This is a genomic window from Gynuella sunshinyii YC6258 (assembly GCF_000940805.1).
In the GTDB taxonomy this organism is placed as follows: domain Bacteria; phylum Pseudomonadota; class Gammaproteobacteria; order Pseudomonadales; family Natronospirillaceae; genus Gynuella; species Gynuella sunshinyii.
In genome coordinates this window covers 205,673-219,019 of the sequence record NZ_CP007142.1, presented here as the reverse complement: position 1 = coordinate 219,019, position 13,347 = coordinate 205,673, and the positions used below count along the sequence as shown (strand labels likewise).

11 protein-coding genes are annotated in these 13,347 nt (G+C 41.5%); 10 read left to right on the top strand and 1 reads right to left on the bottom strand.

What is annotated here, in order from left to right; genetic code table 11:
- The first annotated feature begins 55 nt into the window (after nt 1-55).
- The 3 genes from YC6258_RS01045 to YC6258_RS01035 all read left to right on the top strand — a co-directional run bounded on the left by YC6258_RS01045 (nt 56) and on the right by YC6258_RS01035 (nt 3,455).
- The gene (locus YC6258_RS01045; protein WP_211264605.1) at nt 56-364 is read left to right on the top strand and encodes a DUF6471 domain-containing protein; all 309 of its coding nucleotides are present in this window, start codon (nt 56-58) and stop codon (nt 362-364) included.
- Between the two features lie 68 nt (nt 365-432).
- The gene (locus tag YC6258_RS01040) at nt 433-1,572 is read left to right on the top strand and encodes a DNA cytosine methyltransferase (RefSeq protein WP_044619624.1); all 1,140 of its coding nucleotides are present in this window, start codon (nt 433-435) and stop codon (nt 1,570-1,572) included.
- Between the two features lie 5 nt (nt 1,573-1,577).
- Entirely contained in the window at nt 1,578-3,455 is a 1,878-nt protein-coding gene (locus tag YC6258_RS01035; protein ID WP_044615402.1) for an ATP-binding protein, read from the top strand.
- A gap of 256 nt (nt 3,456-3,711) precedes the next feature.
- Here the strand turns inward: YC6258_RS01035 and YC6258_RS26860 are convergent, their stop codons facing one another.
- Nucleotides 3,712-4,422 (bottom strand): P-loop NTPase family protein, encoded by a 711-nt coding sequence (locus YC6258_RS26860; RefSeq protein ID WP_052829974.1) that lies wholly within the window; start codon nt 4,420-4,422, stop codon nt 3,712-3,714.
- Between the two features lie 565 nt (nt 4,423-4,987).
- Here YC6258_RS26860 and YC6258_RS01025 point away from each other — a divergent pair.
- From YC6258_RS01025 to YC6258_RS00995, 7 genes are all read left to right on the top strand, one after another.
- A complete protein-coding gene (locus YC6258_RS01025; RefSeq protein WP_044619622.1) occupies nt 4,988-5,290 on the top strand; it encodes a type II toxin-antitoxin system HigB family toxin in 303 nt (100 codons plus the stop codon).
- Nucleotides 5,291-5,321: 31 nt separating this feature from the next.
- Nucleotides 5,322-5,687, top strand: a complete 366-nt coding sequence (locus tag YC6258_RS01020) for a helix-turn-helix domain-containing protein (protein ID WP_044615401.1) — start codon at nt 5,322-5,324, stop codon at nt 5,685-5,687.
- 7 nt (nt 5,688-5,694) lie between these two features.
- Nucleotides 5,695-6,594, top strand: coding sequence for a DNA-processing protein DprA (locus tag YC6258_RS01015; protein WP_044615400.1), 900 nt, complete (start codon nt 5,695-5,697; stop codon nt 6,592-6,594).
- Entirely contained in the window at nt 6,587-7,243 is a 657-nt protein-coding gene (locus YC6258_RS01010; protein ID WP_044615399.1) for a hypothetical protein, read from the top strand. The genes YC6258_RS01015 and YC6258_RS01010 overlap by 8 nt, the downstream gene beginning before the upstream one ends.
- Before the next feature lie 115 nt (nt 7,244-7,358).
- Nucleotides 7,359-8,510: a sigma-70 family RNA polymerase sigma factor gene (locus YC6258_RS26855; RefSeq protein WP_052829973.1), complete on the top strand. Its 1,152-nt coding sequence runs from the start codon at nt 7,359-7,361 to the stop codon at nt 8,508-8,510.
- Nucleotides 8,491-11,595 (top strand): helicase-related protein, encoded by a 3,105-nt coding sequence (locus YC6258_RS01000; protein WP_052829972.1) that lies wholly within the window; start codon nt 8,491-8,493, stop codon nt 11,593-11,595. Before YC6258_RS26855 ends, YC6258_RS01000 begins: the two co-directional genes overlap by 20 nt.
- Nucleotides 11,595-13,307, top strand: coding sequence for a hypothetical protein (locus YC6258_RS00995; protein ID WP_044615398.1), 1,713 nt, complete (start codon nt 11,595-11,597; stop codon nt 13,305-13,307). Before YC6258_RS01000 ends, YC6258_RS00995 begins: the two co-directional genes overlap by 1 nt.
- The last annotated feature ends 40 nt before the right edge of the window (nt 13,308-13,347 follow it).

Genomic DNA, 13,347 nt, shown 5'->3' with positions numbered 1-13,347 from the left:
TACAGCTCCATACCAGACCACCCGCCAGTATCTGTCATCTTGGAGAATTCCCTGATTGCAGGAATTCTGGTTGCCATATGCAGCCCTCAGTACAGAATATCGTTGTTCAGTCCAGTTTATCGTTGTAATTCACAAAAATGACTGGAAAGACTATGCTAGAGGCTTAATCAAGTCGGAAATTGCCAGACGAAATTTGAATTATATTGAGATAGCTGATCGGCTTGAAAAAATAGGCGTTCATGAAACACCTCAAAACCTTAGCAACAAAATTGGTCGAGGAACTTTTGGCGCAATATTTATGCTTCAGATACTTCAGGTGATTGGCTGTGATGAATTGCAAATAAAAAGCCCCATTCACGCTTAATAGCGGTCGCTTTTTGCGGGGCACTCTGGAATAATAAAAATTTTACGGATATGGTAGAGCAATTAATCATGAACAATAAGCCAAAAATAGTTGATCTTTTCTGCGGGTGCGGTGGGTTTGGGCTTGGCGCTGAGCTAGCTGGATTTCACACTGTGGCAGCGATCGATGTTGACGAAACCCTTCAATCTGCTTACAAAAAAAACTTTCCAAATACAAATGTTATTCAAGCTGATTTATCTCAAATGGGAAAAGAGGACTGGATAAAAATTTTAGGAAATAATGCTGATATAGATGGAGTCATAGGAGGCCCTCCTTGCCAAGGCTACAGCAGGATGGGTGCCAGTGATGTAAATGACCCCCGCAGAATGCTATTAATAGATTTTTTTCGGCATGTAAATTTAATCTCCCCTAAATTTTTTGTAATGGAAAATGTAGAGGGATTAATGGATGAAAAAAATGTAGAGCAGTTGTATATGGGATTGGAAACAGTTGATAAGAAATACACGATCCTTGATCCTATAACAATTGATTCGTCTATATATGGCGCTCCTACCAAAAGAAAGCGCGTTATAGTTATTGGCTTCGACCCGCTAAGAATTGATCTTCTATTAAGCGTGACTGATTTCCTCCCCCCAAATAAAAGCGTGACCGTTAAGGACGCCATCAGAGATATTAATGAACCAATCAAACAGTCTGATGACCCTACAAATTTTGGTTGGGCTAAATATAGACCGATAAAAGAAATATCAAACTACGCCAAAATGATGCGTAAACTCCCTCCAAAAGGGCTAGGTTGCCCAGAGGCAATAAAATATCTAAAAGAAGGTAAGATTTCTGGCAATTTTGATACAACTCACACCGATGATGTTAGAAAGCGTTATGAGTCAGTTGAACAAGGGAAAGTTGATCCTGTAAGTAGATCAAAGAAGCTCGCATGGGATGGACTATGCCCAACTTTGCGAGCAGGAACCGGACCTGATAAGGGCAGTCATCAAGCAGTTAGACCCATCCACCCCGTAAAGGGTAGAGTTATAACAGTACGCGAAGCTGCAAGATTGCAAGGTTTTCCAGACTGGTTTTGCTTTCACCCAACAAAATGGCACAGCTTTAGAATGATAGGAAATAGTGTTTCACCAATTGTTTCCCGTGCTGTTTTAACAAAAATTTATGAAAAATTAAGCCACCAACAGATGGAAATGGCAGGATAAAAATTATGGCAAATAACAATATATTTGAAGATCTGGATCTTGAAGTAAATGAGGACACTGCGATTGGGGATTTTGAAACAGTCGAATTGAGAACAGGGATTGATCCATTGTTTTTTGCCGAAACATTAACAACTGATGTTGAATTAATAGATGCAATTTTTGACTTAATCGACAATTCTATAGATGCAGCAAGAAATATTATTATCAATAACGGAAGTTATGATAAGGATGCCTATGGATTGCCAAATGACTATTCAGGATATGAAATTAAAATAGCATTCTCTGACAAGAAAATATCAATTGCCGACAATTGTCTTGGGATTAACTCAAATGTGATAGAAAGTCGTGCATTTTATACAGGCAAGAAATCTGAGCATCAGTTTGGCATTGGGCATTATGGTCTTGGCCTGAAAAGAGCTTTGCTGAAAGCAGGAAAAACGTTCTATTTAAAAAGTGACAATGGTGATAACGCATACGTTTCTCGATTTTCACACAATGTCTTATCTGGTGACAAAGAGAACTCATTGAATGCAAAGAAGTATAAGTCGCAAGGAAAAACTGGAACTCTTTTCTGTGCTGAAGACTTAAAGGATGATGTGATTAGCCAAATAAAAAGCCGAGAATGGTTTGAAAATTTAATTCACTATCTTTCAATACGCTATTCTATTTTTCTAACAAAAGGATTAAAAATATCTGTAAGAAATAGCAACTACTCAAAGAGAGATTTTTTTGATATAGCCCCTCAACTTCCCGCATTCAGAAAAGACGGGCCACTTTTAGGTTTTTCGCATCCGTCAGATCATCATGATGGTGTTGGTGTATTTTTTGATGTGGGCGTACATCACAAGTATTTGTTCCCAGGTGAATATGGTTCTGACCCTAAAGAGAATCAAAATATCACTAACGAATTTGGTATATATTTTATTTTTAACGACAGAGTAATTGTTGCCCATAGCTTTGAGAAAAAGTATGGTTTTTCAACATCGTTTCACTCTGAATACAATGGTTTTTTATGTTACGTTCGGATGATTTCAGAAAATCCAGGCAATCTGCCATGGAACACTGCAAAAACTGAAGTAAAGGTACATAACCCGCTTTTTGTAAAAACAAAAAAACCGATCGAGGTTTTAGCTTCTGAATACCGCTCTAAAGCTAAGGTGGTCATAAAAACATGGCTCAGTGATGATATTAAAAATCTACCAGATGAAGAAAGACGGCCTATTTTTTACGCCCGACTTGGGCTGCCAGTTCCTGATGATCAAGTAATAATCGCACAAGATAACTCACCATCTCAAGGCGCACTTTTTAGTCCCCCGACCAATTCTAACGGTATGAATCCAACCCCTCTCCATCCAGCATCGGCTTCAGTGGAGCCGCCCGTAACACCAACACCAACACCAACACCAACACCAACACCAAGCCTAAATCTTTCCGAAAAAGGTGGCACTAAAATAGAGGCGTCAAACGAAATAATTAAAAAATTGAATGACCTTAAATCTAGAAAATTAGCAAGTTTGTATCACTCTTTATACACAGCGTCCTTGGTAGAGCACCCCATCTTAAGCTACGTGGGCGCATGGTCTTTCGTTGAATCGTTATGTAGCCTGCTTTCTCTTGAATCTGGTATGGGCTACAACGGCGATTTCCAAGCATTTATCACTCCAAGAATAAAGCAATGGCGCGAGCTAGACGGTTCACGCAAAACCTCGATGAGGGCAGCATTAAAGGACATTGCCGATATAGGTAATGCCTCTAAGCACGACGGAATTTTTTTCGCAGATAATGCAAAACAATTAGCGATAGATTTTAAAACCCTTGAGCCTATATTTTTAAGGCTTTTAGATGACATTTTAGAAAAGAAAAAATCGAATAAAACAGAGTAATTATCTGCCGGTAGCAGAAGCATTAGGTGTAACTGCTACCTAATACCGGAAATAAATACTTTGGGCCATTTAAGGCATCTTTGACCTATGAACCTATTTTGATTCATTCCATCGATTCAGCTTTTGATTTCATTAGCATCGATACAACAATATCCTCGCATTTAATAACTACATAACTCTTTACACTTTGACGGCCTTTTTTAAGAAAGACAACAAAACGCCGAACGTGCTCAACAACAAGAAGAGCACGCTGCTATCAACTCACCATTTGCTCGAAGACCAATTGGACCTGTTTACTGATAGCCTCCACTTGCTCTCGCTCTTTTATAGATTTGGGTCTTATAGCAAATGATCGGTCCAGTTGAATAATGGGTGATCTTGAACTGAAGTTTAAAAATGCTTTTAATTCTTCAGTGGCATGCTGTTCGACCTCAAAACCTTTAAAGATAGCAGCACAGATAAAACAGCCATTTGCGACATATGGATTTATGCTCGAATCCACATACCGAATGACATTTTCGACACTGTGTTTGAGAGAATAACTTGATCTTGTCCAGTTTATCGTCTTTCTGGAGTGCATGAACTCCAAATATAAACATGCCCGATTACATTCATCAGTAGCCTGTAGGAGGCGTGCTCTATTCTCATGGAAGTCCTGTTCCATTTCATCCCGAGTTATTTGCCCAGAACGAAACTCATGCCACTTTTTGTCTGGCCCCCAATAGTTTAAATGCGGAAATGCATTCAAGATTGCCTTGATATCTGAACGGCTCATCCATTTTTTTGAGGGAGACTGATCAACCAGCAGCGATTGGGCCTTATGCCAGGGAAGTCTGACTTCTTGATGTGCAATAACATCTAAAGCCTTAGATAAAGGTATGAATTCGGTTTGTGCCAGTTGTTTGGCCATACGCTTTGCACGACGCACCGATAGGCCAGAAGGAAAATATAGTGTAGGTATACGCATCGTTAAACATCCATTGAGGTTACGTGCTTAGCCCACAAAACATCGTAAAGACGTTTAAAATACATATAGCATTCATTTCAGGTGTCATCACTTGGGATGTTCGCCACAACGGGTGGGCTGCAGGCATACACCAATGCCTGTTTGGCAGTCTAACAAAACAAGCTTATGTTTTAAATACGAGTATCTTGCTATGCCTGCTAATAAATACAGTAGATAGCGTCGACATATGTTTGTGTATACAGTATGTTGCTGACGCGGTGTAATCGGTGGCTTAGTTCATGGTGTGATGCAGGGATATATCACCATTGGCTATGGTCAATGCGAGCCCTGATAAATCAAGGGGTCTCACGCTACACCGCCAGATTAATAGAACACAAAACCTTCAAAACTTAATAATTGTGGCAGCACTCAGTCATAGCAAGCACAAGGAAAAAGATGGTAATCCAAAGTTATCATTTAGATTCAGCTGGTTATAATGATGGCGTCACTTATATATAAACCCCTGTCTTTCCCTATACACAAAAATGTGTTGCTAAAGTCCCGGTATGGGACTAATGTTGATCGTATGAGAATCATCGCCCTATCGACACTTAAATCCTTCTGGAAGGAAAGCCCGGAATACATGGATTCAAAGGAGCCAGCATTGGCGTGGCATCGCCATACCTTGCATGCCAATTGGAACTCACCTACCGAGATAAAACGGCACTTCGGGAGTGCCGACATCCTTAAAGATGGGCGAGTGGTGTTCAATATTGCGGTGACCAAATATCGAATTGTTGTCTGGATCAACTACGCCTATGGAACCGTATATATTCGCTTTATTGGCACTCATGAGCAGTACAGCAAGATTGATGTACAATCGATTTAATTGCCCAAGGTAGAAACGAAAGATAAGAACGATGGACATCAAACCAATTAAAACTGATGCCGACTACCGAGCGGCATTAACAGAAATTGAAGACCTGATGATGGCAGGTCCTAGCACTCTTCAAGGTGAGAAGCTGGATGTCATGGTCACCTTGATTGAGGCTTACGAAGCCAAGCACTTCCCGATGGATTTGCCCGATCCTGTAGAGGCAATCAAATTTGAAATGGAACGCAAAGGCTTAACCGTCAAAGACCTTGAACCCATGATCGGAAAAAGTAATCGAGTTTACGAGATCCTCAATCACAAACGCTCTCTGACCTTGAAGATGATCTGGAAACTACACGAAGGATTAGGCATTCCGGCAGAGTCCTTGATAAAACCACCGCAAACTCAATAGTAAGCTTATGAAGTCTCAATCTCTCGTGCTTAATGATTTTTTTACTCAAGCAGTCTCCCCGCTGAAGGAGATGGCTGCCTACGAGGCTCTTTGGGATCAGGATAAAGCCACCTTTAAATCTATAGCGGACAGGATAAAATCTTGCCCCGGCTCAATGCCATCAACTTTTGTACCTGATTCTGAAATTCAAAAATATTCTAACGCGCTAAAAGATATAATCAGTCAGTACAACGTTAACTCGTTCGGCATTCGAATCAAAGGAGCTAATGAATACCCTGAGCGACTTTGTGATGCTCGTCACCCCGTTGAAGTGCTTTATTATCAGGGTTTTTGGAACTTAGTAGAAACTCCATGTGTTGCGGTAGTTGGCTCTCGAAAAGTTTCAAAAGAAGGGATTGCTAGAACACGTAAGATGGTTCGTAACTTGGTAGCCGATGGCTACACTATTGTTTCTGGACTAGCGGAAGGTGTAGATCGGGCAGCTCATGAGGCTGCAATTGAGTACGGCGGGCAAACGATCGCCGTTATTGGTACTCCCATATCTCATTATTACCCTAAAGAGAACAAAGATCTTCAAGATCTTATCCGAACTAAGTATCTCTTAATCAGTCAGGTTCCATTTAAGCGCTACATAGAACGAGATTACCGCCATAATCGCACATTTTTTCCAGAGCGAAATGTCACTATGTCAGCACTTTGCTTGGGTACTATTATCGTTGAGGCTTCCGATACATCCGGCACTCTATATCAAGCCCGAGCAGCATTGGCCCAAGGCAGAAAGCTTTTTATTCTTGATAGCTGTTTCAAAAATAAGAATATTTCGTGGCCAGAAAAATACCTTAAGAAAGGGGTCATTCGCGTTCGCGATTATGAAGACGTACGTCAGGGACTGGCCAGCAATGTATGATAAGTTTACTCAGGTAGATGATTCCATTCGTGGGGATCATTACTATCTGGCACCTGAAGACTATTGCGTTTTTTTTGGAGAATATACTGCACGGCTAGGTTATTCTCACAGTAAAACAAACCAACTTATAGTCAACTTGAAATGGGGAATGGAGTTTAAAGGTACTTCAAGATTTAGATACAAAGACAAAGCAATTAAAACAGTAGCAAATTGCTTAAGGCTAATAGCAAACCCTGAGAACTTAACTTTCGTTCCAATCCCACCATCTAAAGCCTCAGATGATCCCTTGTATGATGATCGACTTGTACAAATACTGGAGGCATTTTGTAAGATCATGCCTTTGGCTCACTTTTCCGAAATCCTAAAACAGAAGGCATCTACACGATCATCTCATGAATGCGCAGACGGGAACCGATTAAAGCCTGATGAACTAGAAGCCAATTATGAAATAGACAATTCGAAATTCGATGAAGTTCGTGAAAATATAGTCATATTCGACGATATGCTCACTACTGGCAGCCACTTCAAAGCTGCGCAATCTGTACTTCACAGAGTCCTGCCCGACAGAAAGATCGCCGGTTTATTCATAGCCCGAAGAGTTCCAGAATCCATTGACCCCTTAGATATACTTGAGGATTTTTTAGAATGAAGTCCTTGAGTATCTTCAGGATCTGCCCAATGTCGCTTGTTATTAGGCGCAATAACATCGCCCTCTCTGCGACCTATCAACAATAAAAACAGAGTGTGACAATGGATGTTAGACAATGAGTGAAGGTGATCAACAGATTAAGCAAGCAATCGAATGGCTTGAAGCCGATTCAGCAAGAAAAAAGCGCGCCTTATTTCGTGAAGAGGTTGAAACTGTCGCGGCTGCGCTTGAACTCACAATCCCTCAACAAACGGAACTCTATGAGGCGCTATTAGATAAACAGATTTATGACGACGATTGCGAGGAATTAGAGGGAGACATTAGTAGTGATTCCTTAGGCGATGCAATTCCGAACGTGGAAGAGCTCAATCTTCACGGCAAAGTCAACAGCTCCTTAAGAAAGCTGCTAGAACACAAAGTGCTGTCCGCACAAGAAGAACAAATACTAGGCCAAAAGATTGATTTAGGAAAAGACGCTTTTTCGGATGGATCCAATGCGCTAGAGAAAAAGATATATAACGAAGCTAGCCAAGCCCGAGAAGGATTTATTACATGCAACTTACGCTTAGTTTGGAAATATGCTGTTTATTATTCTGAAATCTCTACGATAGATGCAGAAGACCTGTTCCAAGAAGGTATTTTAGGCCTTGTAAAAGCAGTTGAAAAATTCGATTACAAAAGAAACCTGAAATTTTCTACCTACGCTGTTTGGTGGATTAGGCAGTCCATCACTAGGAGTATTATTAACAACGGGGCGACTATTAGGCTTCCTGTTTATGTGCATAACAACGTTTCTCAGCTAAAGAAAGCTAAGAAATTATTATTGGCGGACAACCCATTAGAAAAACCATCCTACGAGAGATTGGCTGATGAACTAAATTGGAATCTAGATAAAACAATATTTATTTCGCAAATATCCGCTCTGGAAACAAGTTCACTAAGCGATTTTGAGGAATGGCAACTGGATTCTATTTCCAGCCTATCGCTGAAGGACTATAACCAGTCAATCTTAGAGCATAAGAGCGAATTGTCATGGGTTCAAAGCGTTGTTGATCAGCTTGACCCCAGAACAAAAGATGTCATTTATAGACGTTTTGATCTTCATGATCGAGGTCTTGAAGAAACGTTGGAAATGATCGGTCAGGACTACGATATAACAAGAGAAAGGATACGACAAATCGAAGCAAAGGGCTTAGAGAAGCTAAGAAAGAAATTCATAGATATTGGGATAAATGCGGATAACTTTTATGACCGATTTGATCGATAAATCACAGACTGAACAGGAAGCTCTGGAAATATTTAGTGATCAGCTAGCTAAGGTGGTGGTTCGTGAGGCTAGAGGAGACGATTATTACGAGCTAGAAAATTCACCTCAGCATAAATTTTGGCTTGGCCGTTTGCTTCCCGAAGTTGATGTGAATGCGATCAGCATGGATGGTTTAGAACAACGTTTAGAGCCATGCGCAATCACGGTTCGTTTTAGGCACTCGAAAATCGCTTCTTCACGGTTGCGCTGCAAGCTAAAATGTTCGGTTTGGTTATACCAAGTCAACTCAGCGACATGGCATAAGGTAAACATTGAGTCAGATTTAGTAGAAATAAATATTGATTCGACTGAAAGTTTTGCTACATATGCGGAATCTGAGTTTTCATCTTTACTCCATGAGCACTCTGGTCTCGAACATTTTTCTGCAAGGCTTGACCTTGAGGTAGTAGCTAGTACTGAAGAGTGTTGGGAGATTTCTCTATCCCTCGTGAACTGTGGAGATAGTTCACGCGATGATCGCCATGTAGATACTAGGCTATACGAGGCTGAACTATCCATTCACGACATTGACCTGGTTCCATATGAAATCGAAGCGCTACCGGACTCATATCGTTACAACCGATTTGCTGACGCATACGGTACAAACTGTGGCGTAGTATTTGATTTTAAGGAGAAAACCTTAACAACATCTGACGTAACTGTCGTGGATCGACATAGGCCAGACTATTGGGGAGGTGATTCAGAACCACCCAACCTGCGCTTTGATCATTTGCAGAGTGCATCCAACGTGCTATCAGTCTGTCGCAACATTATTGATAGCGCTGACAAATGGAGGTCATCTAACTGGAGTAAAGAGGTTTTACGAGCCAGGAGTGAGCACGAACGTTGGACAGATGAGATGCTATCTCAAGCGGTTATGGATTCATCCAAGTTTGATGATGAGTTGTCCAGGCTTCGCCAAGGCTTGGTTTTGCTAGAAAGCAATTCAGGTCTACTGAAATCGATCATATATATGAACACCGCAATGGAGATGATCGGCACCCGTAAAGGTTATACCTCATGGAGACCCTTCCAATTTTCTTTCCTACTCGCGAACTTATCTTCAATAATTAACACGGCTGAAGATAGCGACATTGTAGATGTTGTTTGGTTTGCAACCGGCGGTGGGAAAACCGAGACATATCTTGGATTGCTTGTCACAGCAATGTTCCATGATCGGCTAACAGGAAAAAGCACCGGTATAACTGCTTGGACTAGGTTTCCATTGCGTATGCTTTCTCTTCAGCAGACTCAGCGATTTGCTGATGCCATTGCAGCAGCGGAAATCGTTAGGTCTGAGAACCATATTGATGGTGATGAATTTTCGCTTGGATTTTTCATCGGAAGCAAAGCAACACCAAACAGAATCTACGATAGCCCCAAAAAAGATGACCCTTCTACTCCAAACATAAATGACCCTTCCTCTTTTAACAAATATTCAAGCGTTTTAGAAAAATGTCCATTCTGTGGCAACAGAAGTGTTGGCGTTAAATTTGATCGAGTGTTATGGAAAACTGACTTGTTTTGCAAAAACACTGATTGCATTAAGTACAATTCAAAAATTCCAATCCACATAGTTGATCATGAGATCTATCGGTTTTTGCCTACTATTGTGGTAGGAACTCTTGATAAAGCAGCTCAACTGCACATGAACTCGGGAATGTCATGTTTCACTGGTGCACCATGGGGTATTTGCTCAGAACCAGGCCATGGCCATACCTATGCACCACGTAGTGATTTTAGGAATGGATGCTTAGTGTGGGAATGCAATGCACAAGTAAATCCTCTACCGATGCCCGCTGACAAGTATCCCCCTCGATTTAGACTACAAGATGAGCTTCATTTGCTTCGGGATAGTCTTGGAGCTGTGGATTCACATTACGAGAGTCTATACGACCACCTGTCTGAGCAGGTTACAGGTGGAAAGTCAAAGATACTCGCATCTTCTGCCACCTTGAATGGATACGAGAAACAAACTGAAGAGCTTTACATGAGAGGAGCTCGATTATTTCCTTCTGTAGACCCTAAGCAAGGACAAGGTCTATGGTCAACAGAATCAAATAATTTGATGCGAAAATATATAGGCATTGCTCCCAGAGGGCTAACTTTAGAGTGGGTGACAGAACAAATAGTTTCTATTACTCAATCCATTATTCGGGAGATGATTAGCGACCCATCAGGCACTTGCTCTAAATTAGGTGTTGATGAAATGTGGGCTGAATTGATAATCAACCTGTACGGCACAGAGCTAGTGTATGGAAACACACTACGAGATATTGAAGCGGTTAATCGTTCAGGCGAACTCCAGCAACTAATCGCTAACAGGCAAGTAAATTGGGAATCATTAACCAGCAAAGTTCAATTTGATGAAGTTAGTGAGGTTTTAAAGAGATTACAGAGCCCGGAAGATGATTTCTATGAACGAATCCATGCTATCACTGCGTCCTCAATGATCTCACACGGTGTTGATGTAGATAGACTCAACTTGATGATTATGATGGGGCTACCACTAGGCACCTCTGATTTCATTCAAGCCACTGCGAGGGTTGGTAGGCGATATCCAGGGATTGTCTTCGTTGTTCACAAGATAGCTCGTGAAAGAGATGCTCAAGTATATCGATTATTCGAGAATTTCGTTAATCAGGCTGATCGATTTGTTGAGCCTATACCGATAACGAGAAAAAGTAAGCGGGTTTTATCCAGAACACTTTCTGGTATAGCTTTATCCCGAATTACAGCTTATTACGAAAAAATTAGCGGCAGGTCTCTCCAATCTACATCGTCGCTTCGAAATTTTGTCACTTCAGATGCGTTTGACGTTCAAATTGAAATTGATGAAATAACAAAAACACTAGGCTTTACTGGCAAGATGGATGCCAGCCTAAGGAGTGAAGTAGCTTCTTGGTATCAAGAGTTTATTAACATCCTTCTCAGCAATTCACAAGACCACAAATTCCCTTCGGATTGCATCCCAGGCGGAGAGAAGCCGATGCTTTCTTTACGTGATGTTGATTCGCAAGTACCTATCTTTGGAAGGAGGCTGTAATGAAGGATCAAAGGAGTTCTTCTCAAGTAATATTCGGTTTTTTACCGAACCAAACTGTCGATTTAAAAGGAAAAGTGTGGAAAGTAAAAAACTGGAGAGCACCCATTCGGCTTGCAGCAGTAGATACTGAATCGCTGCGACACGCAATCCTCCAAACAAGCTATGAGTGGGAAAGAAACGAAACCGATAGAAATGGGTTTCTTAGCCATCTACGTAAAGGAGGGCTATTAGAAGCTTACGCTCTAGATGTTCAGAATGGTGTGGATGTAGAACCATTTCCAAATCAGTGGGTTTGTAGAAAATGTCGTATCTTTCATGAGAACTATGAGGATATTTGCTCTTGCGGAAATCGAACCAAAGCGCAGATTCCATTCGTTGCTTATCATACATGCGGAGAATTGAAGCCCATTCAAATTCCAAAGTGTCCTACTCACCGCCGTACTCGAGTGGAAATGCCTAGAGTGGCATCCTTGAATGAGATCGCCTTTTCTTGCCCGGACTGCACGTGGCGAACGGAAGGCATGAGATTTTTTCGATGCTCCTGTGGTGAAAATATGAAATTCAACATACATAGAGCAGCAAAGGTCTATACCCCCAGCAACATTGTCATTGTTAATCCGCCTGTAAATAATGCGCGTGATAAGTTGCGTGCAGCGGGTGGAGGCGAAAGAGCTATAAGTTGGTTTATTGATGGCATGAAGGAGCGTTCTGTTGATGAGGTTCCACCCACCAGGAGCTCAATCAAAGAGATGTTGATCACTCAGGGAATTCCCGTTGAGAAAGCCGATATTATGACTGCGTATCTTCCAGAACAAGCGGGAGAAGACCTTACTGAATTAAAAGGCCCAAATAAGAAAACGATTGAAGAGCAAGCAACTACCATTGGCCTTGCATCGCTAGATTCACGCCTTATGCTTCAAGACCTTCAAAAAAATGGCAGCGATACGGACTTTCTAAAAGAAATGTATTCCCAACGCTATCCTGAAGCAATGGGAAGAACTGGAATTCTCGCGGTAGATTTATTTGAGAAGTTCCCAATTTTTACAGGTCACTTTGCTTATACAAGAGGGTCTTTTACGCCTGGTGAAGCTACGTTGTGTCCGTTTCCCCATCATGATAGGAAGCAATATAAAGTAACCCCAGTATATGGAGACCTAGCGGAAACAGAATCTCTTCTCATCAGGCTCGACCCGCAAAAAATATTAAAGTGGCTTTCACTGAATGGAATAGAAGCTGTTTCATCTGCTGAAACACCCAAAGACTGTTACAAAGAGATTCTTCATCTTCTATGTGGTGAACAAGGAGAGTTAGTTAGAAACACCCTCCATAAGCTCATTCATTCCTTCTCCCACAGGTTTATCCGGACATTAGCCGTGTATGCCGGGATCGATAGAAATGGCTTAGGGGAGATAATACTCGAGACAGCACTATCATTCGTCATTTACTCTGTGCCACGAGGTGATTTTGTTCTTGGCGGAATGCATGCCGTCTTTGAGCGTGAGCTAGATAAGCTTTTGGGCTCTGTAGCTGATTGGGAACATCGATGCGCACTGGACCCAGGCTGTAGCAATGCCCAAGGGGCTTGCATGGCATGTCTACATATTGGGGAGCCATCATGTGCCCATTTCAACAGAAACCTTTCAAGAAAAACACTTTTTGGCCCTCGTGGCTATCTATCAGTGATAAGTAGAGCTAATGACGATCGACGCTGACATAGGAACATGCAATAATTGGTAAAGGCTTCGAGTTTAT

Bases quoted from the DNA above. Each gene is read 5' to 3' on its own strand.
- YC6258_RS01040 (WP_044619624.1), top strand. From the start codon at position 433: ATGAACAATAAGCCAAAAATAGTTGATCTTTTCTGCGGGTGCGGTGGG.
- YC6258_RS01035 (WP_044615402.1), top strand. From the start codon at position 1,578: ATGGCAAATAACAATATATTTGAAGATCTGGATCTTGAAGTAAATGAG.
- YC6258_RS26860 (WP_052829974.1), bottom strand. From the start codon at position 4,422: ATGCGTATACCTACACTATATTTTCCTTCTGGCCTATCGGTGCGTCGT.
- YC6258_RS01025 (WP_044619622.1), top strand. From the start codon at position 4,988: ATGAGAATCATCGCCCTATCGACACTTAAATCCTTCTGGAAGGAAAGC.
- YC6258_RS01020 (WP_044615401.1), top strand. From the start codon at position 5,322: ATGGACATCAAACCAATTAAAACTGATGCCGACTACCGAGCGGCATTA.
- YC6258_RS01015 (WP_044615400.1), top strand. From the start codon at position 5,695: ATGAAGTCTCAATCTCTCGTGCTTAATGATTTTTTTACTCAAGCAGTC.
- YC6258_RS01010 (WP_044615399.1), top strand. From the start codon at position 6,587: ATGTATGATAAGTTTACTCAGGTAGATGATTCCATTCGTGGGGATCAT.
- YC6258_RS26855 (WP_052829973.1), top strand. From the start codon at position 7,359: ATGAGTGAAGGTGATCAACAGATTAAGCAAGCAATCGAATGGCTTGAA.
- YC6258_RS01000 (WP_052829972.1), top strand. From the start codon at position 8,491: ATGACCGATTTGATCGATAAATCACAGACTGAACAGGAAGCTCTGGAA.
- YC6258_RS00995 (WP_044615398.1), top strand. From the start codon at position 11,595: ATGAAGGATCAAAGGAGTTCTTCTCAAGTAATATTCGGTTTTTTACCG.